Genomic DNA, 25796 nt, shown 5'->3' with positions numbered 1-25796 from the left:
ATAAGCATGCCGTAAAATACCATCTTTTAGAGCGGTGATATAAGGCGTGCTAGCTCCCTTGGCACATAAGTATTTTTTTAAGTGTATGGTGAATATTTTTAGACTTGTTTGTCAAGCCTTTAGTATTTTTAGTTTAAGTAATAACATGGGTGAGAAGCCAAGAAGAATCTGTTCAACAAGAACCCAGCCTATTGATAAACAAGCTCTGAGGGTGGGCAGGAAGCCAAAGAACGATTTTGTTCAGGGGAAAGATGCTCACAAGAATAAAAACGTGTCGAGGAATTATTTTTCAAAAACTTCTCTATTTTCAGAGTAGATTTACAGCTCCCCTCATTTGTGAGAGAACATGGTTGATATTGCTGAAATTGAAGAAGATACTTTTTGTATAGATTAATTATTTATAATGCATGAGGAGGTTTTCGGATAAAGTTCTTCCTTCCTCAACGTATCTTTGATTGGCTTCAATTGCTGCTTGTGTACAATGATGATAATTTTCTGAGAAAGCACGATACGCTTCATTAAACGCTTCATAAAAATAAGCACGTCTTTGTGGGATAGGCTTTTCTGCTTCAATCAATGCGTTCATGTAGTCATACCATTGGTTTGTTGGAGTCTCGCAAAGATTTTGAAGAGAATGCAATGATCCCAAAATTTCTGCTAGTCGGAGTAATTTTTTTTCATAAGGTGGAGATTGTTGTGCAAAGGTTGGCATTGAAATGACAAGAAATATTAAAATAATGATGTTCATCAATCTATACCGCATTATTTTTATTGCTTTCTTTGAATAAAACTCTGTAAAGATAAAATAATTTTGTCATGAGAACGGTGTAAAAAAATAAAGTTAATTGCTACATTATTCTCAATTATTGATTATAAAATATAGGGCGTAAGAGGCAGTAAGGAACCCATTGTGGAATATTGAAAATACTGACGAAGCTTTGTGTGGTTAAAAATTTAAGATTTTCTGCCTGCAAGCTATCTATTTTTCACATAGATTTATATTGTATTGCCTATAGATTTTTTTCTAAGCTCATTTTTTTTAAGGAGAGAAAGCATCTCTAATGATAGAACGCTTTTGTCCAATCAAATAAAATAGATTGTTTTTATGATAAACGATGAATACAGCCGTAAATACAATGGGAAAATGATAAGAAGAATTTACTATAAGATACAAGTTTTTAGCTTAAATCGCGTAATACAATGATTTGAGATAAGATACATCTAAAAGGATCGGTGCATAATATCGTCCATGGAGTCAATAAATGAAAGAGTTGCGATTTTATAATACGCTAACACGTAAAAAAGAAAAATTTACACCAATAGATGCGACAAGAGTACGCCTTTATGTTTGTGGACCGACAATTTATGATTATGCGCATATAGGAAATGCACGTCCTGTTATTGTTTTTGATATTTTATTTCGCTTATTGCGTCATGTTTATGGCAATGAGCATGTTCTATATGCACGTAATATTACAGATGTCGATGATAAAATTAATGCACGAGCAGCTAGCGAATATCCAAACGTATCATTGAATGAGGCTATTCGTCACTTAACAGAACGTACATATTCTCAGTTTCAACAAGATACAATAGCACTTGGTTGTCTATTGCCAACCAGTCAGCCGCGCGCAACCGAGCATTTAGAGGAGATGCGCTCTTTAATTGAAAGGTTGCTTGAAAAGGGGCACGCTTATGAAGCGGAAAATCATATATTATTTTCTGTAAGTAGTATAAAAAATCCTCCCCATTATGGGGCATTTGCAAATCGTTCTTTAGATGAAATGAGGGCGGGGGCACGTATTGATGTTGCTGCTTATAAAAGGGAAGAGATGGATTTTGTTTTATGGAAGCCTTCTGAGGAAGGAGAACCAGGTTGGAAATCACCGGGCGGAATTCCTGTTTTAGGTCGTCCAGGTTGGCATATTGAATGTTCTGCAATGTCAATGGCAAAGTTATTAGCGCCCTATGGTGGTGGTTTAACTTGTGATGATCCGACCGCCAATATTTTTGATATCCATGGTGGTGGACTTGATTTAATTTTTCCTCATCATGAAAATGAGATTGCACAAAGTTGTTCAGCTTTTGGGACGGAGCGAATGGCTAATTTTTGGATGCATAACGGCTTTTTACAAGTTGAAGGTAAAAAGATGTCGAAAAGCTTTGGCAATTTCATAACTATTCGTTCTGTTTTAGAGAATAATTTTTTGGAGTTTAATGGTATTTTATCCGATGAAATGAAGCAAAATTGGGCTGGTTTGTCTGCGCGTTTTTCGATGTTGCAAACACATTATCGTGAACCATTAAATTGGACAGCACAGCGTTTAATACAATCGAGCAGCGAACTGTATCGTTGGTATGAATTGCTTCGCAGCAAAAAGAGTGAGATGAAAAACAATGAAGTAGTTGATGATACTTTGATAGATGCACTTAGTGATGATCTTAATACTCCAAAAGCACTGACTCTTTTGCGAAAATTTTATAAAGAAGGAGATGCTTTGGCTCTTGTTAATGGGATGAATTTATTAGGACTATTACGAAAAGAATGGATTAAAGAAATAGACTGCCCATTATTTACAAGAAAAACTTTTCTTGATTCAAAATTTATTGATCAGCGCATTGCCGAAAGACTACAGCTTATCCATAATAAAGAGTGGGAAGCTGCGGATATAATTCGTGATGAGCTTGCAGCTGAGGGGGTTCTTTTAAAAGATAGTAAGGATCCGCAGAGTGGTAAGCGCATAACCGTGTGGGAAATAAAGCGACACTAATGTCTCTATTCCAGCAGCTCTCATGAAAAAGGAGAATATGATGGAATTTTTATATCATTATGGGTATGTCGCACTAAAATTAGTTGTAGGCCTTATCGCTTTCCTCTTGATTTTAAGAACTACAGGTCGTGGTAGTCTTAGTCAAATGACGCCAGTTGATTTGGTAAGTAATTTTGTGATGGGAAGTATCATTGGAGGCGTTATTTATAGTCCGGATGTTAGCAGTATTCAATTATTGATCGTCTTATTTATTTGGCAGACTTTGGTCACCACTCTTAATTTTCTGATGCGCTATTCAGTTTTTTTTCGTCGTCTCATTGCAGGACGTCATATTGCATTGGTTTTAGACGGAGTATTTCAAGTGGATAAGATTAAAAACTTAGGTATCAGTGTGAATGATCTGATTACAATGTTGCGTATTAAAGGCTGTAGTTTACACGAAGCTGCTTTCGTTCGTTTAGAAACCAATGGCGATTGTTCTGTTATTAAAAAGGAAGAAGGAAAGAAGTCTATCATTTTAATACAAAATGGCGAAATTCTTGATAAGGGGCTGAAAGAGATTGGTAAAACAAAAAAGTGGCTTCATGCAGAACTGAAAAAAAAGCATGTAAAAGTTGAAAGTTTATTTGCAGCAGAGTGGTATGAGAATACAGACCCAAATAATAAATTATATAGTGGATTATTTCTTGTTCCTTTTTCAAAAACAGTCTAACTTCAAACAACGAGTAAGTATAGCTTATTGGAAGCATAATGAAGAGATGAACCTATAAACAACCACAGGGGGGTGTTTTGCCTTTTTCGTGTGGATGATAGAGAAGTAAGGGCTTTATGAAACGTGATGAAATAACAAAAACTGTATCATCAGATACGGGGAAAACTCTGCGCACACTTTACAATTTATGGCCTTATATGTGGCCAGTAGATCGGCGTGATCTAAAAATGCGTGTGCTATGGGCAATATTTTATCTTGTTTTGGCCAAGTTCGTTCTCATATCTGTACCGTATTTCTTTAAATATTCTACGAATGTGCTTGATGCCAGCTTTCAGTTACCTGAATGGTTTCCATCCAATTGGATTATTCCCATCATGCTCGTTTTGGCGTACAATGTTGCACGTATTATGCAGGCTGGATTAAATCAATTACGCGATTCTCTTTTTGCCACTGTTGGTCAATATGCTGTTCGTCAATTAGCTTATAAAACCTTTGTACATATTCATGAATTATCTTTGCGATTTCATTTGGAACGCCGAACTGGTGGGCTTTCTCGCGTGATTGAGCGTGGTACAAAAGGAATTGAAGCTATCGTAAGATTTTCAATTCTCAATACAATACCGACAGTTTTAGAATTTATATTAACAGCACTTGTATTTTACATAAGTTATGGGTGGTATTATCTTCTCATCGTTGTTGTAACGGTTGGGTTATATACCTTGTTTACCATTAAGGCGAGTGATTGGCGCATTCGTATTCGGCAACAAATGAATACAGCGGATACTGAGGCGAATACGCGCGCTGTTGATTCTCTCTTGAATTTTGAAACGGTCAAGTATTTTAGCAATGAAACTCTAGAAGCTGATCGTTTCAATGCTTCTATGGTATGTTATGAAAAAGCCGCAACAAAGATTTGGACATCGTTAAGCTGGCTTAATTTTGGTCAGGCTCTTATCTTTGGTATTGGAATGACGATCATAATGCTGATGTCAGCTTATGAAGTTTATTATAAGACACAAACTTTAGGAGACTTTGTTTTTATTAATGCACTTTTAATGCAACTTTCTATTCCACTGAATTTTATTGGTTCAATTTATCGTGATGTTCGGCAAGGTTTAACGGATATTGAAGCGATGTTTGATCTTTTAGATGTTCAACAGGAGATTGTTGATAAATCGGACGCCAAACCGTTAGAGATAAGCGATGGAACCATTCGTTTTCATCAGGTAAAGTTTTCCTATGATTCGACGCGTCAGATTCTTCGAGATATTGATTTTGAAGTCTCTGGAGGAAAAACAGTCGCTATTGTTGGTCCATCGGGTGCAGGGAAATCAACTATTTCTCGGTTGCTTTTTCGGTTTTATGATGTTGATTCGGGCTCTATTACAATTGACGGGCAGGATATTCGTGATGTAACACAAAAAAGTTTGCGCGAAGCGATAGGCATGGTACCACAAGATACGGTGTTATTTAATGATACAATTGCCTATAATATTTGCTATGGGCGTCCAAGTGCTACAGATGAAGAGATGCGCAAAGCTGCTGAAATGGCACAGATCTCAAAATTTATTGAGATATTACCAGAAGGTTTTCAATCTATGGTAGGAGAGCGTGGTCTCAAATTATCAGGTGGTGAAAAACAACGTGTGGCTATTGCACGGACACTCTTAAAAGCCCCCCCACTTCTTATTCTAGATGAAGCAACAGCGGCTCTTGATACGGCGACAGAACAGGAAATTCAACAAGCATTGGATATTGTAAGCCGTGGACGTACAACATTGATTATTGCTCACCGTCTTTCTACGGTTATCAATGCTGATGAAATTTTGGTTCTTAAAAGTGGTCGTATTATTGAAAATGGGACACATACAGAGCTTTTACGCAAGAAAGGTCTCTATGCTTCAATGTGGAATAAGCAGCTTGAAGCATCGCAAGCTGAAGAAAAATTACGTAAAATGCGTGAAGAAGATGAGACGAGTGTTGTTAATCGTAAAAAATAAATAGAGCAAAATGTAATCTATATCTTTATATGGAGTGATTGATTAAATACATAAAAAGACACAAGAGGAACAAAAAGCTTTGTTGCTTGTTTAAGTTTACGATGAATAGGAAATTATATGAGTATTCTGCAATCTTTCCATAATAGCTTTGTACCGGTTCATAAAGAAGGTTATCCTTTTATTGTAGCGTTTTTTGTTATTTCGCTCATTCTTGGTTGGATATGGAGTCCGTTTTTTTGGTTTGGTCTCGTTCTCACGGTGTGGTGTATATACTTTTTCCGTGATCCAGATCGTGTGATCCCTTTGAATTCAAATTGGGTGATGTCGCCTGCTGATGGGCGTATTTCATGTGTGGAATCATGTGTTCCACCTGAAGAATTAGGTTTAGGGAAAGATGAAATGATCCGTATTTCTATTTTTATGGATGTTTTTTCATGCCATATTAATCGTATTCCTATCAGTGGTACAGTAGAGTCTATCGTTTATCATCCAGGTCGATTTACCAATGCTGACTTTGATAAAGCTAGTCAGTTTAATGAGCGTAATGGGGTGGTAATTGATAGCAAACATGGTAAAATTGGTGTCGTACAAATAGCGGGAATGGTTGCGCGCCGGATTGTTTGCTGGTCAAAAGAAAACGATGCCGTTATGACTGGTGAGCGATTTGGATTGATTCGTTTTGGTTCTCGCCTTGATACTTATATACCGACTGAAATGAAATTGCGTGTTGCAGTTGGACAGACAGCAATTGCTGGAGAAACGGTTTTGGGTTCTTTTGATGATAAGAGTGCCACAACGGACTTCAGATACGATTAGGACTCACAATGAAAAATTTTTCGCCATTTTCTTCATTCAATCCTGAGGGGCAGCATGATGATGTTGCAAATCGGCGGCGTTCACCTACATCAATGCGGTATGTCATTCCTAATATCATTACTATTTTAGCCATTTGTGCAGGGATGAGCAGCATTCGTTTGGCTTTTGAACATCGCTATGAAGCTGCTATTTTAATGGTGCTTCTGGCCGCAGTTTTAGATGGTGCTGATGGTCGCATTGCCCGTTTAATAGATGGTAGTTCATCTTTTGGGGCACAGATGGATTCTCTTGCTGATGTTATAAATTTTGGTGTTACCCCTGCACTCATTGTTTATTCTTTTATCTTGAATCAAGCGAATCATATTGGGTGGGTTGCTGCCCTTGTTTATTGTGTTGCTTGTTGTTTGCGATTAGCACGTTTTAATGTGATGTTAGATAATCCCAATATACCTAAGTGGCAGAAAAGTTATTTTGTTGGTGTTCCAGCACCAGCAGGAGCATTATTGCTTTTATTGCCTACTTATTTAGGCACTCTTGGTTTGGTTCCCAATTGGGGGTGGGCATTATTTTTTAGTCTTTATACTGTAATTATTGCTTTTCTTTTGATTAGTCGTTTACCAGTATGGAATGCAAAAACAATTGATCAAAATTTAAGGCGCGATATCGTTATACCGTGCATGTTGGTCATTGTTATTTATGTCGGTTTTCTTGCGACTTACACATGGAAAACTTTATTGATTACAGCGGTTAGCTATATGATTTTTCTCCCCTGTAGTTTTATCGCTTATAATAAACGTGCTACTTTAGAAGAGAAAAAGACTGATGCTAAAGCTATCCAAGAATCATAAAGTGTCTCATTCTTCTGTTGAGAAGCACAGGAAAAAGAGAGAGTCAAAAGATTTACTTCTCATATGATGATCAATCAGGTATATGATAATCTACAAACCGATTTTTACGGACATTAAAGAGTTTTCCAGTTTCTTTTAAATCAGGTGATAACAAATGGATTATCTTTTTTGCAATCTCTTGTGGTGAAGGGAGAGTTTGTGGATCTTCACCGGGCATAGCTTCAGCGCGCATGGCAGTGCGTGTGGCACCAGGGTTGACACAATTAATCTTAATAGGGGTTTGTTTGAGTTCTTCTGCCCAACAGCGGGCAATCACCTCTAAAGCCGCTTTAGAGGCTGCATAAGCTCCCCAGAAAGGGCGCGCAGCATGCGCAACGCTTGAGGATAACAGGATGGCTCGTCCAGCATCAGATTCACGTAATAAAGGCTCAACGGCTTTCATTAAGCGCCATTGGCTGAAAAGATTTATTTGAAAAACATCTTCAAATACCGTGTTTTCTATATGCGCTATTGGTGAGAGTGTTCCAAGAATTCCTGCGTTTGCAACGATAATATCAAGTTTTTTCCAGCGTTTGGCAATTGAGATAGCAAGGGTATCGATGTTTTCCATATGATGCAAGTCAAGGGGAACAAGGGTTGCATGAGCTCCTTTTTCTCGGATTTGATTATCTAATTCAGTAAGTCCACTGACTGTTCGTGCAAGAGCAATAATATGAGCGCCGCGTGCAGCAAGCTCGAGTGCCAAATAATAGCCAATCCCTCTTGATGCGCCAGTAACAAGTGCAACACGCCTATGGAGACTAAAGTCACGTTTTGTCATCATTAATCTCTTGTTTTTAGAACAGATGATTGATGAATTTTGGAGAGATTTTCTTGATCAACCAGATGCGTAGGATAATATCCAGTAAAATAATGGTCAGTAAATTGTGGATCGGCGTTATTCCGTTTTTCCCCTGCTACAGCAAGATATAATCCATCCGTTGAAAGAAATTCTAATGAATCCGCTCCAATAAAATCACACATAGATTTTAAATCTGGATATTGATTTGCTAAAAGGTTTTCAGCTTTAGGTGTATCAATACCATAAAAGTCAGGATAAAAAATCATAGGGCTAGAAATGCGCATATGAACTTCTTTTGCTCCTGCATCGCGAAGCATTCGTACAATTTTAAGGGATGTTGTTCCACGGACAATAGAGTCATCAACCAGAATAACACGTTTTCCTTCAATCACAGGACGGTTTGCCGAATGTTTTAACTTGACGCCAAAAGCGCGAATTTGTTGTGTTGGTTCGATAAAAGTGCGGCCAACATAGTGATTACGAATAATACCAAGCTCGAAGGGAATTCCAATTTCTTGTGCATAGCCAATTGCGGCAGGCGTTCCTCCATCAGGAACAGGAACCACAACATCACCCTCACAAGGGGCTTCCTGTGCTAAACGGATTCCCATATTTTTGCGTGTTGTATAAACACTACGTCCTCCAACGATTGAGTCTGGACGGGCAAAATAAACATATTCAAACAAGCAAAGTTTTTCTGGTTTTGTATTTTCTGGTTTTATAATTTTTTTCGTAATTTCCCCATTTTTTTGTATTTCACATATGATGATTTCTCCATTTTTAACATCACGGACATATTTTGCTCCAATAATATCAAGAGCACAAGTTTCAGAACAAAAGATAGGCTTACCATCAAGTTCCCCCATCACGAGAGGTCTAATTCCTGTTGGATCGCGTGCCGCAATAAGCTTTGTACGTGTGAGCGCTAACATAGCATACCCACCTTCTACTTGCCGAATCGCATCAACAAAACGATCAGAGGACGATTCATAACGTGAGCGGGCGATAAGATGGAGAAAAACTTCTGAATCTGACGTTGATTGACAGATAGCACCAGAAGCGATGAGTTCACGGCGTAATGTGAGACCATTGGTAAGATTACCATTATGCGCAATAGCAATACCTCCAACTTTCAATTCAGCAAAAAGGGGTTGAACATTGCGTAATGCCACTTCTCCAGTTGTTGAATAACGGGTATGTCCAATAGCACGATTTCCTGGTAAGCGCGCAAGTGTTGCAGGGTTTGTATAGTGATCGCCAACAAGACCTAAATGCTTTTCTTGATGAAATATTTTATTATGGTAAGAAACAATCCCAGCTGCTTCTTGCCCACGATGCTGAAGTGCGTGGAGTCCAAGAGCTGTTAATGTTGCGGCATCTTCATGCCCAAGAATACCAAAAACTCCACATTCTTCATGAAGGGTATCATCATCTAATGAAAATTCTTGACAGAAAACATCGCTTTTTATCATCATATTCTTTCAGTTGTGATATGGAGGAATCATTAATATCACATTTTACATCATTTAGTTTTCTTTCCTCATGAAAAACTATTCTCTATTTTTTGAAAATTATCTTTTCATGAGAGTGTTGCTCATACGTATGTTTATTGCTGTCTTTAAACAAATTTTCCGTCTTTTCGAGAACAGATCCAATATCTTTGGGGAGTATTTCCCAAACTTTTTGTCCCAATGAATCTAAAATAGGTCTTGTTTTTGCATTTTTTAACCAATTCGCTTGAAGATCGGGTTTAATCAGTGCATTAATCAGCAACATACCGATGACCATGATAAGTAAACCACGAAGTGCTCCAAAAATAAAACCAATAGCACGGTCAAGAATACCAATTCGACTATCAATAATAAAATCAGAGATCTTCATTGTAATAATTGAAGTAATAATGAGAACAATAATAAAAATTGTGACCAATGTTGTGATCAATGCAATCATTTTATTAGAGAGATATTGTTCAAAGAAAGGTAAGACAGGTTTGAATAAAAACAGTGTCGTAACAGCTGCAACTGCCCAAGAAATCAACGATAACACTTCACGTGAAAATCCTCGAAGCATAGCAAGAAAAGCGGACAACAGGATGATTACTACGACAATTCCATCAAGGATTGTTATGATCATTTGTTTGTTCCTTATACATAAAGTTGTGTTCTTTTAAGTCTGTGTGCAAATATATTTTTTGTTATGCCATTTTTTGTTCTTATAGCAAGGATCTTTTGTATTTTATAGAGTTTTTTCTATATTATCATATCTGTGGTACAGATCATTTTTTACTTACAGTAAGAGTAGCAACGAGTTCGGGAAGGTCGGAGAAAGTTTTTTGTTGAAAGTTGAGCGAATTCATCATTTCGGTTGTTGTTGTGGGGTGAAAGGCTCCCTGAAAGCCGAGTTTTTTTGCTTCATTGATGCGCTGTGCTGAATGTGCAACAGCGCGGGTAGCTCCTGAAAGACTGACTTCACCAAAATATACATAATTTGTTGGCAAAGGAATATTGGCAAGAGAGGATACCAAAGCAGCGGCTACAGCTAAATCAGCAGCGGGTTCTGATATGCGATATCCACCTGCCACGTTCAGATAGACATCATGCTGTCCAAAACGAATGCCACAATGGGCTTCTAAAACGGCAAGAATCATAGAAAGACGATTTCCATCCCATCCGACAACTGCACGTCTTGGTGTTCCAAGGGAAGAAGGAGCAACAAGCGCTTGAATTTCTACGAGTATCGGGCGTGTTCCTTCCATGCCGGCGAAAACAGCAGCGCCTGGTGCTTTTTCATTACGTTCTCCTAAGAACAATTCGGATGGATTTATCACTTCGCGTAATCCTTTATCAGACATTTCAAAGACACCAATTTCATCTGTTGGCCCGAAGCGATTTTTTACAGTTCTAAGAATGCGATAATGATGTCCACCTTCACCCTCAAAATAGAGAACGCCATCAACCATATGTTCAACGACTCGAGGACCAGCAATTTGTCCATCTTTTGTAACATGCCCAACAAGAACAACGGCGGCTCCTGTTTTCTTGGCAAAGCGGATCATTGCCTGAGCACCGATACGTACTTGTGTGACAGTGCCAGGTGCTGAATCTGCTGTATCTGACCATAGGGTTTGAATCGAATCGATAATCACCATATCAAGGTTTTTATGTTCGCTTAAGGTTGCCAGAATATCTTCAACATTGGTTTCAGCAGCAAGTTTCACTTCTGTATTGTTAGCTTCAAGCCTTTGTGCGCGCAGACAAATTTGCGCAATAGCCTCTTCACCTGAAACATAGATGACATTATATCCTTTACGTGATAAAGCAGCAGCTGTTTGTGTTAGCAATGTTGATTTACCAATACCCGGATCACCTCCAACAAGGAGTGCTGATCCACGGACAAAGCCCCCACCGGTAACACGATCAAGTTCAGCAATACCAGAATGAATACGTGGAGCATCTTCGATATTTCCAGAAAGAGATGTGAGTGTGACAATGCGTCCTTTACGAGCATTCTGCTTAGGACCACTTCCTATGCCGCCATTTATATTTTCTTCAACAAGAGAATTCCATTCCCCACAGGCGCTACATTTCCCTGCCCAACGAGAATGGATGGTTCCGCAATTTTGACAGATAAATTGAATACGATTACGCGCCATGTCGATTTAACCAATTTGCTCTGGAAGGTAATTGCTATCGGCCAGATCACTAAAGCGTGTGAAATCAGATTGAAAGGCAAGGGGCACGATTCCTGTCGGCCCATGGCGCTGTTTTGCAATAATAACATCAGCTTTTCCAAAAGCTTTGTCCATTATTTCTTGCCATTTCGTATGTTCCAAGCTACCTAGTTTTGGTTCTTCATTTTTGAGATAATATTCTTCGCGATAGACAAACAGAACGATGTCGGCATCTTGCTCAATTGAACCAGATTCACGTAAATCTGAGAGCTGTGGACGTTTATCTGTTCTATTTTCTACTTGACGAGAAAGTTGAGAGAGAGCGATAATAGGAATATTCAATTCTTTTGCTAATGCTTTTAATCCTGTGGTAATTTCTGTGATCTCTTGAACACGATTTTCTGATGAACGCTTTGAACTGCTTGTCATGAGTTGGATATAGTCAATAAACAAGATATCTAAACCATGTTGCCGCTTGAGACGCCGCGCACGAGCAGCTAATTGCGTAATTGATATTCCCCCAGTTTGATCAATATAAAGTGGTGCCTTTTGTAGTTGGTTCACCGCACGAATAATTTTTGAAAATTGTTCATCTGAAATATTGCCACGCCGAATATCAGAAGAAGAGACTTCTGTTTGTTCAGAAATAATACGGGTTGCAAGCTGTTCGGATGACATCTCAAGTGAGAAGAATCCCACAATGCCGCCTTCATTTTCTTGGATATTGGCATTACGATTATAAGCATTAGCAATATTAAAGGCAATATTGGTAGCCAGTGAGGTTTTACCCATACCAGGGCGGCCCGCAAGGATAATTAAGTCAGATGCTTGTAATCCTCCCATTTTTTCATCAAGTGTTTTAATATGGGTGGCTATCCCTGATAATTGTGAAGAGCGCTTTTTCGCAGCACTTGCCATATCGATAGCTTTTTTAATAGCCTCATTAAAATTTTCAAATCCACCTCCATATTTCCCTTTTTCTGCTAGCTCAAATAACTGATTTTCAACAGTTTCAATTTGTTGGGTAGGCGTGAGTTCTACAGGAGCATCAAAGGCTGTATTGACAACTTGAGTTCCAAGGTTAATCAAAGATCGTCGGATAAAGAGATCGTAAATGACGCGTCCATAATCTTCAGCGTTAATAATAGTGACTGCCTCTGTGGCTAAGCGAACAACATACTGGTATACAGTAATATCTCCAATTTTCTCTTCCATTTGGATATAGGGTTTGATTGTAACTGGATCTACACGTTTTCCTATTTTAATAAGGTGAGATAAAACATGATAAATTTTTTGATGCAATGGTTCAAAAAAATGTTCTGGTTTTAGAAAATCTGAAACGCGGTCAAGAGAATCATTGTTGATAAAGATGGCACCAAGCAATGCCTGTTCAGCTTCAATATTATGCGGAAGTTGCCGAAAAGAAGGAGAATCCTCTTTCTTTGAAGAGCTGACATTAACAACGTTAGTTTCTTCCATAATATTTTTCCACTAAAATTCTAAGTCTAGCTACTTTAGGTGATAAATTGAAAATCGTATAATTAAAAGGATAGAGCTACAAATCTTCATTTTAAGTTAAAATTATATAATTTTTTAAAACTCTCTTTCGTTCCTCATTTATCATTTGTGTATTATTTATATAACGTCTATCTATTTTATTTTATAATATGTGATTTTAAAGTGGAAGTTTTTCTACTCTAAATTTAAGTATTTTTAAGTTACTTAACCTTAAAATTCCAATATCTGTTTAAGTAGAATTATTTTTTTATAACTGAAATTATTTCAGATCATGTGAGGATATAATCAGCCTAACGCTCATATAAACTTTATCCTTAAGGGTAAAACTTTAAATTATTTTTGCTTTATATGCTGGAAAACAAAAGACATTTCCTCTTAGTGATATTATCATTCTCGGCATGTAATGCTTTTAAATAGTATATTTCTAATTCTTTCATAAAAATTAGGTTCTTTACGTACGATAGTCATAAAATACTCACTTTTAAAGTGTGAGTATTTTATGAGCGATATTTAAAATGGAATAAAAAATATAAAACAGAAAGAAAAAATAGCAATTAAGCTTCTTGATGAGAACTGTTTATATCGTTGTCATTAATTTCTTCTGCCAATAATTCTTCCTGACTTTCTTCTAATAATTCTTCTTGAATATTATATATTTCTTTAGCCGAAGTGAGAGTTTCACCTTCTGCTTGGCGTTGTGCTTCACTGGTAGAACGCGCAACGTTAATAATCACAGAAATTTGAACTTCTGGATGTAAACTAAGAGTGATAGTGTGAAGACCGATCATTTTTATTGGATGATTAAGTTCGATTTGATTTCTTCCAATAGAAAAGCCTTCATCTGTTATGATTTCAGCAATATCACGTGTTGACACAGAACCATAAAGTTGTCCTGTTTCACCAGCAGAACGAACAACAATGAATGATTGTCCATCAAGTTTTTCAGCAATTTTTTGCGCTTCGCTTTTGCGTTCAAGATTACGTGCTTCAAGTTGTGCACGTTGTACCTCAAAATGTTTTTTATTAGCTTCATTTGCGCGTAAAGCTTTACCTTGAGGCAAGAGAAAATTACGCGCATAACCATCTTTAACTGAGACAATATCACCCATCTGACCAAGACGAGGAATGCGCTCAAGTAAAATAATATCCATAGTTTTTCCTTTCGAACAAATAAATTTAGTGGAGTTTTTTGCGTGATTGAAAATTGTATTGAATAGCAGCCCAAATTCCCATCAAAAGCATCATGAAAACAATAGGTGGAGTAAAAACGACTGTTAAAATAGCAATATAAACAAGAGAAAGTATAATAATCCGACCGTTTACCCCTTTTGTAATATTATGAAGATATGCTAGACCGCTAATTAATATGATGACAGTGTATGCAGTACTAAAGACAAGTGTACTCAAGTTAAGAGAAGCGCTCAACTCAACCATCGATGCTATGCAAACAATAATAAAAATAATAATTCCAGAAATTGGAAGGCGGAGAGTTTGGCTCCAATCATCACGGGGTCTTTTCAGCCATTTCATATGTTGTGCTGCTATCATGGAAAAGTAAAGGTTACCAATGAGAAAAACCAAACTATAAATAGTCAAAGAAAAAGCAGTAAAAGTTGCTGTATGCGTCATTAAAAGCTCATTAAAAGCGCGTATATCGGCTTCTTTTATTGACTGTGTTTGTTGCAGAGTTTGTGCTATGTTTTCGGTGATTTTTTTTGCAACGATGGGTGTGGAAGGACGTGTTTGAACATAGAGCCCAATGAAAGTTGCTATAAGAGCGATAAAATTAGTTAAATGAAAAATAACCGATGATAATGGATACCACATCAGTTCGTTTTCTTTTTGCGCTGGTCGTGCAAGCCCAAGAAGCCAAGAAGCATAGACAGCAGGAAGGAAAAATAAGAACATAAAGCCAAGAGCAATATAGGTATTAGTGGTTATGATAAGAACAACAGTGGCACTTATGAGGGCGATGAGACTGGCTAATGTTCCTTGACCGAACGCGACAATAAAAATTGGCAATGAAAGAAAGCAGCCAAGAAGAAGAGAAAAAAAGGGCGCGATATTTGCAACACTGATGATTGCCATTCCTATCACAACAGCAAATAATCCTGCCAAAATACCGGTTAATATCTCATAAGTACGATTTTTTTTCATTTATTGCTGTCCTGCTTTCTGCAGTTAGAGGCGTGTCAATACCCCAACTTTGACATTTAATAGCTTAACATAGGATACAACAAGCTATTTTTTAACCATATAAGAAAAGCAACTGGATAAACTCTCCAGTTGCATAGCGTATTGATCACTTACTTTATAACGTACGGAAGTAAGCCTAAAAAGCGAGCACGTTTGATAGCGTTAGCTAATTCACGCTGTCTTTTTTGACTAACAGCTGTAATCCGTGAAGGAACAATTTTTCCACGTTCAGAGATATAACGTTGTAACAATTTGATATCTTTATAATCAATTTTCGGTGCATTAACTCCTGAAAAAGGACATGTTTTGCGACGGCGATGAAAGGGGCGACGTGCAGAGTTTTGATTAGTATCAGTCATCATTCTACCCCTTCTATAGCATTTTCACGTTGACGACGCGGGGAACGAGAACGCTCCTCATCATGACCAATGTGGCTATTGCGATCAAGATGTGAGAGCATAGCAGATTTTTCTTTTTCATGTTTTTCTACACGAATGGTCATGTAACGCAAAACATCCTCATTGATGCGCATCTGACGCTCCATTTCAGCAATTGCTGTAGCTGGTGCATCAATATTGACCAATACATAATAAGCCTTACGGTTTTTTCGAATACGGTAAGCAAGAGGACGAAGTCCCCAATTTTCTACACGCCCAACTTTTCCACCCTGCGCTTCAATGACACCTTTGTAGAGACTCAAAAGTTCATCAACTTGTTGCGGTGCAATGTCTTGTCGAGCAAGGAACATATGTTCATAAAGAGCCATTGTTTTGCCTTTCTTCAATTAAATTCCACCGGTTTTAGCGCAAAGCCTCTGCGACTTGTCTTTTTTGGAAATCCAAAGAAGAAAGGACGCGTTTACAATTCGAGACATCTCAGAGCGGAGACACGGGAGGTCGGAAACATTGTATTTCCTACTGATTTCAAAGCCCTCCGTTCAACCTCCAGCTAAAGTACCGGCAACGAACACTCCATATCTACAGGTTATCTTTAAAAATAGCAAGTTTACGCACATAAAAAAATTGATTTATTAAATCTTGATATATTTTCAATATATTTCCCTCTTCTACAAAGAGATAGTTCTGTAACACTATAAAAATAAGGAGAGAAAAATGGACTTTTTAAACCAGATTGATGTTTCACTCTTTGAAATGTTTGTCGGCAATCATCAATCTTGGTCGATTTTAGTTTTGTTTAGCATTTTTTGTGCAAAGTTTTTAATTTACATCATTCCTATTCATCTTTTTGCGTTGTGGTTTTGTGGTAGAGAAAGGGAACGATGTGTCGTGCTAAGCACTTGCATGAGCATTTGTACTTCTCTTTTCATAGGCTATCTCATTTCTCTTTTTTACTTTCATCCACGCCCATTCGTTGTAGGGCTGACAACACCCCTGATTCAACATCGTGCAACAGCTTCTTTTCCTAGTAATCATGCCTTGACCATTGCATCTTATACAGCTAACTTTTATTTTTACCGATACAAAGTGGCTTTTAGATTTGCTGTGGTGTTTTTATTCTTAATCTGTTGGGCGCGCATCTTTGTGGGTGTACATTACCCTTTTGATATTTTAGCAGGTATAGTTTTAGGAAGTCTTATAAGTTTGAGTGTTATTCAGTTTATAGCACCATATTTTCCTAAGTTTTTATATCAAATTCCACCCTTAAAATATAATTTTAAGTGTGGTATTCGTTTTAAATAAAGGGCTTTATCTTGATTTGTGCGGATGAATAAGGTCAAAAGAAAATAATTTAATTGTACAGTTTTAGGAGTTGATAAATGGGTGCAGCTTTTGTTTTTCCAGGGCAGGGGAGTCAACTTGTTGGTATGGGGAAAGCGCTTGCAGAGCAATTTGTTGCAGCGCGGATGGTTTTCGAGGAAGTTGATGATGCTTTGGGTGAGAAATTATCAAAGATCATTTTTGAAGGACCAGCAAATGTTTTAACGTTAACAGCAAATGCACAACCGGCATTAATGGCTGTATCTATGGCTGTCATTCGTGTGATGAAACAATTAGGGCTTCGTATAGAAGAAAAGGTAAGATTTGTTGCTGGCCATTCTTTAGGCGAATATTCGGCTCTTTGTGCTGCTGGTACATTTACTCTCACAGATACGGCAAGACTTTTGCGTATTCGTGGCAATGCTATGCAGGCTGCTGTTGCGGTTGGTGAAGGTTCTATGGCTGCATTGATTGGTTTGGAAGAGCACATTGTGGAAGAAATTTGCGAAACTGTTTCTGGAGAAGGACTATGTCAGATTGCTAATGATAATGGTGGTGGGCAAATTGTTATTTCCGGTAAAGCAAAAGCAGTTGAGGCAGCGGTAGAGATTGCATCAACAAAAGGTGCAAAACGTGCACTTCTTCTTCCTGTTTCTGCACCTTTTCATTCATCTTTAATGCAACCTGCTGCTGATGCCATGAAGAAAGCACTTTTGACTGTTAACAAAATGTCCCCTATTGTTCCTTTGATTGCCAATGTTTCTGTTGCACCTGAGAGCAATCCAGAGCGTATTACTACTCTTCTTGTCCAACAAGTGACTGGGAGGGTGCGATGGCGTGAAACAATAGAATGGATCGCTGCGAATGGGGTTGATACGCTTTTTGAAGTTGGTTCTGGAAAAGTATTAACAGGTTTAACGCGTCGTATTAACAAAGATATAAAGGGGGTAACAATTGGAACAGTTGATGAAATAGAATCAGCGCTAGGCATGCTTGGCGTTTAATCTATAAGGAGTTAAAAAATGTTTAGATTAACAGGGCGTAAAGCTCTTGTAACGGGGGCTTCGGGAGAAATTGGTGAGGCAATTGCACGCTGCTTTCATGCACAAGGAGCCATTGTTGGACTTCATGGAACACGTGAAGAAAAGCTCAGAGAAGTGGCGGCAGAATTAGGGCAGAATGTTTTTGTATTTCCCGCTAATCTTTCTGAACGCCAATCGATTAAACAATTGGCTGAAGTTGCAGAGAGAAAAATGGATGGCGTCGATATTTTGGTTAACAATGCGGGAATCACTAGGGATGGTCTTTTTGTGCGTATGCAAGATAAAGGCTGGGATGATGTTTTAGAAGTTAACCTAACAGCTGCTTCTCTTTTGACGCGTGAATTAATACATTCTATGATGCGCCGCCGTTATGGAAGAATTATTAACATTACATCTGTTGTTGGTGTTGTGGGAAATCCTGGACAAACGAATTACTGTGCTGCAAAAGCAGGCTTGATAGGTTTTTCTAAAGCATTGGCACAAGAAATTGCTTCGCGAAATATCACTGTCAATTGTATTGCTCCAGGATTTATTAAATCTGCAATGACAGACAAGCTTAATGAAAAGCAAAAAGAAGCCATTATGGCTGCGATTCCAATGAAGCGTATGGGAAGTGGGCAAGAAATAGCTACTGCTGCTGTTTATTTAGCAAGCGATGAAGCAGCCTATACGACAGGTCAAACACTCCATATCAATGGTGGAATGGCAATGATATGAGTATTTATTTTATTCCACATTGATTTATGAATTGTATTATTTTAGATAGTAACGATTGAAATGGATAGATGCATCTATTTCTTTAATATGGTCGTTAATCAATTGATGTCGGAATGTCAGATTGGTTCATTTTGTAGGGGATATCCACAGGATGTTTTAAATCATTACTAAAATCTTTTAAAGTAATGCATCTATTGCTTGATTAGATGAACCGATATAGTTAACCAAATTATAGGAAATATAAATTCGAGGATTTCAACATGAGTGATACAGTAGAGCGCGTTAAGAAAATTATCGTGGAACATCTTGGGGTTAATGCTGATAAAGTTGTAGAAAATGCAAGCTTTATCGATGATCTAGGGGCTGATAGCCTTGATACGGTTGAACTCGTTATGGCTTTTGAAGAAGAGTTTGGGGTAGAAATTCCAGATGAAGCTGCTGAAACGATTTTCACCGTTGGTGATGCAGTCAAGTTCATTGATAAAGCTTCTGCGTGATTACTAAAGGGCAAAGGCATAAATTGCTTTTGCCTATATTCTTCGGAGTTCTTTTGAAAAGAGAGCTTTGAGAGGTGAAGTTTAGTTCAAGGTTAGAAGTTATGAGACGTGTTGTTGTTACTGGTTTAGGATTGGTATCTCCATTAGCTGGTAATATTGAATATAGTTGGAAACGACTTCTTGAAGGAAGAAGTGGTGTCCGACGTATCACTGAATTTGATGTATCAGATTTGCCATGCCAGATTGCTGCGCGTATCCCCTTAGGGGATGGAACAGAGGGGACCTATAATGCTGATTTGTATATGGAACCTAAGGAGCAACGTAAAGTTGATGCATTTATTGTTTATGCAATGGCTGCTGCTAACCAAGCGCTTGCAGATGCCGAATGGTTTCCTAAGAGTGATGAAGATCAGATTTGTACAGGTGTGTTAATTGGTTCGGGAATTGGGGGAGTTGAGGGCATTGTTGAAGCTGGTTATACGCTTCGTGATAAGGGCCCACGTCGTGTTTCTCCCTTTTTTATTCCAGGTCGTTTGATTAATCTTGCTTCTGGTTATGTGTCTATTCAATATGGTTTACGGGGGCCTAATCATTCTGTTGTAACGGCTTGTTCGACAGGGGCGCATGCGATTGGTGATGCGGCACGTTTGATTATGTTTGGTGATGCAGATGTCATGGTGGCAGGGGGGACTGAATCTCCGATAAATCGGATATCTCTTGCAGGTTTTGCAGCTTGTAGAGCTCTTTCTACTTGTCGCAATGATGATCCTGAACGGGCGTCACGTCCTTATGATACTGATCGTGATGGTTTTGTGATGGGGGAAGGAGCAGCTGTTGTTGTTTTAGAAGAGCTGGAACATGCCAAAAAACGAGGGGCGCGTATTTATGCTGAGATTATTGGCTATGGTTTATCTGGTGACGCTTACCACATTACAGCACCTTCAGAAAGTGGTGAAGGGGCTCAGCGTAGTATGATAGCTGCTCTTAAGCGTGCACAAGTGAATGTGAGTGAACTTGATTATATTAATGCTCATGGTACATCTACGATGGCTGATTCCATAGAGCTAGCGGCTGTTGAGCGTGTTTTAGGGAGTTATGCACCACAAGTTTCTATGTCATCAACGAAATCATCTATCGGGCATTTACTTGGTGCAGCCGGTGCTGCTGAGGCTATTTTTTCTATTTTAGCTATACGGGATAATATAGCCCCAGCGACACTGAATCTTGACAATCCATCGATTGAAACAAAAATCGACCTTGTACCACACAAACCGCGTGAACGAAAGATTGATACGATTCTTTCTAATTCTTTTGGATTTGGTGGGACAAATGCATCGTTGGTGATACAACGTTTTAGAGGATAATAAGTATTTTTATTTAATTTCTTCTTTTGAGTTTTCTACTTTATTATAAGGTGAATGAGAAATTATAATATTATCCTTAATCGCTATGAGGGGTTATGTCCGATGTGAAAAATGGAAAACCATTAAAGGACGTAAGTGATTCCTCTTCGAATCATTTAGCAGATAGTTATGACATGTTAATACATAAAAAACGAAAGAAATCATCTATCGTCCGTAATCCATTGGTTGTTCTCGGTAATTTTTTTCTTATGCTGATTGTGATTATTCTTTTTGGCATAAGTATTCCTCTTTATATTGGAAAAAGTATTTTTGAAGAAAAGGGAAAAATTGAGGAAGAACAAATTGTTCTTATCCATCCTGGTACCGGAATTCGTGAAATTGCTTCATTGCTAGAAAAACGTGGTTTCATTCGATCATCAGATATCTTTGTTTATGGGGTTGGTTATCACCAAAAAACAACGCATCTGAAGGCTGGTGAATATTTAATTCCAGCTCATGCTTCGATGCAGGATATTATGGATATTCTTGTGAAAGGAAAATCTATAGAGTATACATTTACAGTACCTGAAGGTTTAACGGTTCAGCAAGTTTTCGATCGATTAGCTGCGAATGAAATTTTGATTGGAGACCTTCCAAAAATTTTGCCTCCAGAAGGCTGTTTAATGACGGATACTGTTCGTTTTATTCGGGGGACAACGCGTAAAGAGATTGTAAACAGATTGCGTGAAGGACAGACAAAATTAATTCATGCTATATGGGCTACGCGTTCACCTGATTTACCTATTAAATCAATTGATGAATTTGTTATATTAGCCTCAATTGTTGAGAAAGAAACGGGAATTGCAGCAGAAAGACCAATGGTTGCTGCGGTATTTTATAACCGCCTTACAAAGCATATGCGTCTTCAATCGGATCCAACAGTAATTTATGGTCTCTTCGGAGGAAAAGGAAAACCATCCGGTCGTGCGATTTATCGTTCAGATCTTGAGAAGGAAACACCCTATAATACTTATAAAATTAATGGTTTGCCTCCAACGGCTATTGCAAATCCAGGTCGAGATTCTTTGAAAGCGGTAGCACATCCACCAAGCAGTGATGCACTTTATTTTGTTGCTGATGGTTCAGGAGGGCATGTCTTTTCTCGAACTTTAGAAGAACATAATATGAATGTTCGCAAGTGGCGAGAATTAAAGGCAAGACATTAAATTTATAATAATAACGTATCTGTTTGCATCGTAAAATGAAAATCCAAAGTATAGTAAAATTTTTTTATAAGAATTATAAAAATCATTTTCTTGTATGCTACAAGAGAGCTTAGCGTATGGATAAAAATATTTAAGAAAGAAATAAATATACTGCTAATAAATTATTTTAATGGAAGAACAGGATAACATTGAGATCTAGCTGCTAAAGCAAATACCATTGGTTGGGAGAAATATTGAGGTAATGTATTATTTAAATTTTGAAGAAAAATTTATAAACAAAGTAGAGTGGTGTGATGACAGCCTTTGAAAGTAAATTCAATGCCATAAAAACAAATCAACGCCGCGGTTTTTTATTTATTCTCTCTTCACCTTCAGGCGCTGGTAAATCAACAATTTCTCGATTACTTCTAAAAGAGGGACAATTAGAGCTTTCCGTAAGTATGACCACAAGGAAAAGGCGTCCTAGTGAAGTAGATGGGCTGCATTATTACTTTATTTCAAAGGAAGAGTTTAAATATAAGCGTGATAGGGATGAATTTATTGAGTGGGCAGAAGTTCACGGGAATTATTATGGCACTTTACGTGAAACTGTTGAAAAAGCATTGAATACCGGCCGTGATATGCTATTTGATATTGATTATCAGGGTACTAAGCAGCTGCAAAAAAAAATGCTAGGAGACACTGTATCTGTTTTTATTCTTCCACCATCAATGAAAGAGCTTGTTTCGCGTTTACATCGTCGAGCCGAAGATAGTCAAGATATCATCAATTTACGATTGGAAAATGCACGAACGGAATTGAAGCATTGGCATTCTTATGATTATGTCGTGATTAACGAAGATTTAGATCAGTCTTTATCTTTGATTAAGTCAATTTATTTAGCTGAAACCACAAAACGCGAGCGCTGTTCTTATCTTGCCTCTTTTGTTGATGGGCTTATTGCTGAAAAGATCGATAAATGCCTTTATTAAAAAAGAATGCAAAACAAAAAGTGCATTTTTTAGAGCACTAGATGCGCTAAAGTTACAAATTCAGAAACCGAGAGTGTTTCAGCACGGCGTCTTCCATCAATTCCAGCTTTTTCTAACAGCTCTTCACCTCCAAGTGTTTTGAGATTTTGACGAAGCATTTTTCGTCTTTGTCCAAAAGCAGTTTTTGTAATGAGGCTTAGTTTTTGTGCAGAGCAGGCAAGAGGGCGGGGGCGCGGAATAATATGAACAACGGAAGAGGTTACTTTAGGCGCTGGTATAAAGGCTTGAGGTGGAACATCAAAAGCAATTTTAGCAACGGTACGCCAGCCAGCTAAAACACTAAGGCGTCCATAGTGAGCAGAGTGAGGTTGAGCCGTAATCCGTTTGGCAACTTCACGTTGGAACATCAATGTCATTGACTCATAAAAAGGAGGCCATGGTTCAGACAAAAGCCAATTTAATAAGAGTTGTGTTCCAATATTATAGGGAAGGTTTGCAATAATGCGTGGTTTTTCTAGGCTTGTTTCAAAGAGTTTTGAGAAATCTTGCTTCAGAGCATCATTACAAATAAGTTTTAATTTTTGAGGATAGTGTTTTTCTATTTCTAAGAGAGCCGGTATACAACGCTCATCGCGTTCTATTGCTATTACAATGGCGCCCTTTGCCAGCAAGGCACGTGTGAGACCTCCAGGACCAGGCCCAACTTCAATAACAGGTTTTCCTTCTATATTTCCTGCTTGATGAGCAATTTTAGAGGTTAAATTAAGATCAAAAAGAAAATTTTGCCCCAAAGATTTATGTGCTTGTAATCCATATATATCAATAACCTCACGCAGAGGAGGAAGATTATCTATTGGCATGGGTTCAAACTATTTTTTGCAAGTTGATTTGCAAGTTTAAGAGCAGCAATAAAGCTTTCGGGAGAGGCTATCCCTTTATCAGCAATGTCAAAAGCAGTCCCGTGATCTGGAGACGTACGAATAAAAGGTAAACCTAATGTAACATTAACGGTGGTATCAAAGTCTAATGTTTTAACAGGGATAAGGGCTTGATCATGATACATACAAATGGCAACGTCATATGCCTTTCTTGCGCATTCATGGAACATTGTGTCGGCAGGCAGCGGGCCTGCAATATTGAGTCCTTTCTTTTTAAGATATTCAATAGCAGGAGTGATAACTTCAATATCTTCTTTTCCCATTGCACCTCCTTCTCCAGCATGAGGATTAAGACCAGCAACAGCTAGTCGGGGTGATGTTATTTTAAACCGTGTTTTTAAGTCACATTCAGTAATAAGTACCGTTTGAATAATTAAATCACGGGTAAGCTGTGAAGGAACATCTTTGAATGGAATATGAACAGTAATTGGTACCGTTTTTAATCGAGGTCCTGCTAACATCATAACGGGATGATAACATTTATGAAAAGCTTTATATGCCAAATCGGCTAAAAATTCTGTATGACCTGGAAATTGAAAACCAGCATCATAAAGATTTTTTTTTGCAATAGGACAAGTGATTAGTGCACATGCATGGCCATTTTGAATCAATTGAACACTGCGTTTAATCGCTTCAATGATTCCAGCAGCATTATTCGATGAAGGTATACCTAATTGATCACTTTGTTTGTTTTTTAACGGTATGATAGGAAGGGCGTTTTGAAAATTTTTTGTAGGATTATTGATTAAAACAGATTGCACCTCAACATCAATCTGTAAAAAACGAGCGCGCGAACGAATAACATCTGGATCAGCAAGAAGTACAAAAGGTGGAATTTTATGCGTAACACGCAAATTCCACGCTTTTAGTACTATTTCAGGACCAATTCCGGCAGGATCACCACCGCTAACAACAAGAATAGCCATTATGAATTTTGAATACGCGCCACTCGGCGCAGTTCTTCTAAATATTTGTCGCTTAATTCTTCAAGTTTTTGCGGGCTTCTTTTTTTACTATCTTGAAGAGAAAAGATCAGCCGAGCGACATAATCATCAGAAACTCTCTTTATTTTGCAGACAGCAATTGCTTCGATTCCATCAGATGTTTCTTGTAATTTTGTCATTTTTCCAGCAGGTGTTGCAAGAATAGCTTGTTCCCATGCACTGGGGAGTTGGGGCTCCAGAAACTTTCCTAAGTGACGGATAGTAACGTCTAAAATACCTTTTGCTTGATTGTGAGCATTTGCACATCCACGGAAATGTGCGCGAAAATTACTTGCTTCTCTTTGACGTCTTTCAAAGATTTCTGAACGACGATGTGCTGGAATGACAAAAACAATTCTCTGTAATGTATATTCGTTGGTTGAAGGTTTTACACCACCATTTTTTAATATTCTGCGTACAGCTTCTTGTTCACTAATCATACCTGTTTCAGATTGATAGCGTGCGCTAACAAGACGTCCCCATCCTATTTGTCCACGGATGTAATCTTTAAAGTGTTGCACAGTGATATCAGTTTGGATCAGAATCTGGTTGAGCTGATCAATCGTCATATTATTTTGTGTTGCAAAATTCTCAAAAGCTTTATCAACTTCATCATTGCTTACTTCAATATTAAGACGTTTTATTTCAATATTTTTTAGCTTTTCGTCAACAAGCTCTTTTTTAGCCTGTGCCACCAAATTGCCTTGCTTTTGTTGTAATCTGAGAAAAGCAAGGCGCCTTTGTATATCATAATTTGTGATGGGGTTGCCATTAACTGTAACAACAATAGAAGTCTGCGCAAAGACTGTCGGAATCAAAAATCCATTTATTAACAGGCTACTTACGCTCAAAGACGCAATATAAAATAAAGCAAGAAAACGCTTTTTCAATTTATTCATATAAATAGGCTTTCGCATTGTTTATTAATTCTCATCAACAACTTAAAATACACGCTTTCTTTCATAAAAACAATGATAAGTTAAATGAC

General features: G+C 37.9%; 25 protein-coding genes. 12 read left to right on the top strand and 13 right to left on the bottom strand.

The genetic code is table 11. The features are described 5' to 3' along the window. Window positions 1-394: 394 nt before the first annotated feature. Window positions 395-763, bottom strand: coding sequence for a TIGR02301 family protein (locus ACFILZ_RS01695; protein ID WP_375610154.1), 369 nt, complete (start codon window positions 761-763; stop codon window positions 395-397). A gap of 499 nt (window positions 764-1262) precedes the next feature. Between ACFILZ_RS01695 and cysS the strand changes: the two genes are divergently transcribed. From cysS to pssA, 5 genes are all read left to right on the top strand, one after another. Continuing rightward, window positions 1263-2771: a cysteine--tRNA ligase gene (gene cysS / locus ACFILZ_RS01690; protein WP_375610155.1), complete on the top strand. Its 1509-nt coding sequence runs from the start codon at window positions 1263-1265 to the stop codon at window positions 2769-2771. Between the two features lie 40 nt (window positions 2772-2811). Next, on the top strand, window positions 2812-3483 hold the full coding sequence (locus ACFILZ_RS01685) for a DUF421 domain-containing protein (protein ID WP_375610201.1): 672 nt from the start codon (window positions 2812-2814) through the stop codon (window positions 3481-3483). Between the two features lie 116 nt (window positions 3484-3599). Continuing rightward, a complete protein-coding gene (locus tag ACFILZ_RS01680; protein WP_375610156.1) occupies window positions 3600-5483 on the top strand; it encodes an ABCB family ABC transporter ATP-binding protein/permease in 1884 nt (627 codons plus the stop codon). A 117-nt stretch (window positions 5484-5600) separates the two neighbouring features. Further along, on the top strand, window positions 5601-6299 hold the full coding sequence (locus ACFILZ_RS01675; protein ID WP_375610157.1) for a phosphatidylserine decarboxylase: 699 nt from the start codon (window positions 5601-5603) through the stop codon (window positions 6297-6299). Between the two features lie 8 nt (window positions 6300-6307). Then, complete coding sequence (pssA, locus tag ACFILZ_RS01670; protein WP_375610158.1) at window positions 6308-7147, top strand: CDP-diacylglycerol--serine O-phosphatidyltransferase; 840 nt, start codon at window positions 6308-6310, stop codon at window positions 7145-7147. A 70-nt stretch (window positions 7148-7217) separates the two neighbouring features. On the opposite strand, the gene ACFILZ_RS01665 is transcribed toward pssA, so the two are convergent. From ACFILZ_RS01665 to rpsF, 9 genes are all read right to left on the bottom strand, one after another. Further along, window positions 7218-7967: an SDR family NAD(P)-dependent oxidoreductase gene (locus ACFILZ_RS01665; RefSeq protein WP_375610202.1), complete on the bottom strand. Its 750-nt coding sequence runs from the start codon at window positions 7965-7967 to the stop codon at window positions 7218-7220. Between the two features lie 2 nt (window positions 7968-7969). After that, entirely contained in the window at window positions 7970-9463 is a 1494-nt protein-coding gene (purF, locus tag ACFILZ_RS01660; protein WP_375610159.1) for an amidophosphoribosyltransferase, read from the bottom strand. Window positions 9464-9545: 82 nt separating this feature from the next. Then, window positions 9546-10121: a CvpA family protein gene (locus ACFILZ_RS01655; RefSeq protein WP_375606294.1), complete on the bottom strand. Its 576-nt coding sequence runs from the start codon at window positions 10119-10121 to the stop codon at window positions 9546-9548. Between the two features lie 142 nt (window positions 10122-10263). After that, window positions 10264-11640 (bottom strand): DNA repair protein RadA, encoded by a 1377-nt coding sequence (radA, locus tag ACFILZ_RS01650; RefSeq protein ID WP_375610160.1) that lies wholly within the window; start codon window positions 11638-11640, stop codon window positions 10264-10266. 6 nt (window positions 11641-11646) lie between these two features. Continuing rightward, complete coding sequence (locus ACFILZ_RS01645) at window positions 11647-13137, bottom strand: replicative DNA helicase (RefSeq protein WP_375610161.1); 1491 nt, start codon at window positions 13135-13137, stop codon at window positions 11647-11649. Window positions 13138-13730: 593 nt separating this feature from the next. After that, window positions 13731-14327 carry a 50S ribosomal protein L9 gene (gene rplI / locus ACFILZ_RS01640; protein ID WP_273791080.1) on the bottom strand — a complete coding sequence of 199 codons (597 nt, stop codon included), beginning with the start codon at window positions 14325-14327 and terminating at the stop codon, window positions 13731-13733. A gap of 25 nt (window positions 14328-14352) precedes the next feature. Further along, window positions 14353-15333 (bottom strand): hypothetical protein, encoded by a 981-nt coding sequence (locus tag ACFILZ_RS01635; protein WP_375606291.1) that lies wholly within the window; start codon window positions 15331-15333, stop codon window positions 14353-14355. Between the two features lie 149 nt (window positions 15334-15482). Continuing rightward, the gene (rpsR, locus tag ACFILZ_RS01630; RefSeq protein ID WP_375606469.1) at window positions 15483-15731 is read right to left on the bottom strand and encodes a 30S ribosomal protein S18; all 249 of its coding nucleotides are present in this window, start codon (window positions 15729-15731) and stop codon (window positions 15483-15485) included. After that, window positions 15731-16138 carry a 30S ribosomal protein S6 gene (rpsF, locus tag ACFILZ_RS01625; RefSeq protein WP_375606290.1) on the bottom strand — a complete coding sequence of 136 codons (408 nt, stop codon included), beginning with the start codon at window positions 16136-16138 and terminating at the stop codon, window positions 15731-15733. Before rpsF ends, rpsR begins: the two co-directional genes overlap by 1 nt. Window positions 16139-16484: 346 nt before the next feature. Between rpsF and ACFILZ_RS01620 the strand changes: the two genes are divergently transcribed. The 7 genes from ACFILZ_RS01620 (at window position 16485) to gmk (ending at window position 22887) form a co-directional block, all read left to right on the top strand. Beyond that, entirely contained in the window at window positions 16485-17072 is a 588-nt protein-coding gene (locus ACFILZ_RS01620; RefSeq protein WP_375606289.1) for an undecaprenyl-diphosphatase, read from the top strand. Window positions 17073-17149: 77 nt separating this feature from the next. Then, window positions 17150-18094: an ACP S-malonyltransferase gene (gene fabD / locus ACFILZ_RS01615; protein ID WP_375610162.1), complete on the top strand. Its 945-nt coding sequence runs from the start codon at window positions 17150-17152 to the stop codon at window positions 18092-18094. A gap of 18 nt (window positions 18095-18112) precedes the next feature. After that, a complete protein-coding gene (fabG, locus tag ACFILZ_RS01610; protein WP_375610163.1) occupies window positions 18113-18850 on the top strand; it encodes a 3-oxoacyl-[acyl-carrier-protein] reductase in 738 nt (245 codons plus the stop codon). A 260-nt stretch (window positions 18851-19110) separates the two neighbouring features. Then, on the top strand, window positions 19111-19347 hold the full coding sequence (locus ACFILZ_RS01605) for an acyl carrier protein (RefSeq protein ID WP_004860281.1): 237 nt from the start codon (window positions 19111-19113) through the stop codon (window positions 19345-19347). A gap of 101 nt (window positions 19348-19448) precedes the next feature. Further along, window positions 19449-20711 (top strand): beta-ketoacyl-ACP synthase II, encoded by a 1263-nt coding sequence (gene fabF / locus ACFILZ_RS01600; RefSeq protein WP_375610164.1) that lies wholly within the window; start codon window positions 19449-19451, stop codon window positions 20709-20711. Window positions 20712-20806: 95 nt separating this feature from the next. Continuing rightward, window positions 20807-21916, top strand: coding sequence for an endolytic transglycosylase MltG (mltG, locus tag ACFILZ_RS01595; protein ID WP_375606286.1), 1110 nt, complete (start codon window positions 20807-20809; stop codon window positions 21914-21916). 293 nt (window positions 21917-22209) lie between these two features. Then, window positions 22210-22887 (top strand): guanylate kinase, encoded by a 678-nt coding sequence (gene gmk / locus ACFILZ_RS01590; protein ID WP_375610165.1) that lies wholly within the window; start codon window positions 22210-22212, stop codon window positions 22885-22887. A 29-nt stretch (window positions 22888-22916) separates the two neighbouring features. Here gmk and rsmA read toward each other — a convergent pair whose 3' ends face one another. Genes rsmA through ACFILZ_RS01575 form a run of 3 tightly spaced genes read right to left on the bottom strand, consistent with a single transcriptional unit; the run spans window position 22917 to window position 25707 of the window. Beyond that, window positions 22917-23747 (bottom strand): 16S rRNA (adenine(1518)-N(6)/adenine(1519)-N(6))-dimethyltransferase RsmA, encoded by an 831-nt coding sequence (gene rsmA, locus ACFILZ_RS01585; protein ID WP_375606284.1) that lies wholly within the window; start codon window positions 23745-23747, stop codon window positions 22917-22919. Beyond that, on the bottom strand, window positions 23738-24751 hold the full coding sequence (gene pdxA / locus ACFILZ_RS01580; RefSeq protein WP_375610166.1) for a 4-hydroxythreonine-4-phosphate dehydrogenase PdxA: 1014 nt from the start codon (window positions 24749-24751) through the stop codon (window positions 23738-23740). The genes rsmA and pdxA overlap by 10 nt, the downstream gene beginning before the upstream one ends. Next, a complete protein-coding gene (locus tag ACFILZ_RS01575; RefSeq protein ID WP_375606282.1) occupies window positions 24751-25707 on the bottom strand; it encodes a SurA N-terminal domain-containing protein in 957 nt (318 codons plus the stop codon). Before ACFILZ_RS01575 ends, pdxA begins: the two co-directional genes overlap by 1 nt. Window positions 25708-25796 lie beyond the last annotated feature (89 nt).

This window comes from Bartonella sp. AP40SXNS (assembly GCF_042195825.1).
Classification (GTDB): Bacteria; Pseudomonadota; Alphaproteobacteria; order Rhizobiales; family Rhizobiaceae; genus Bartonella.
The sequence above is the reverse complement of the archived record's forward strand: the minus strand, read 5'-3'. Positions and strand labels throughout refer to the sequence as shown.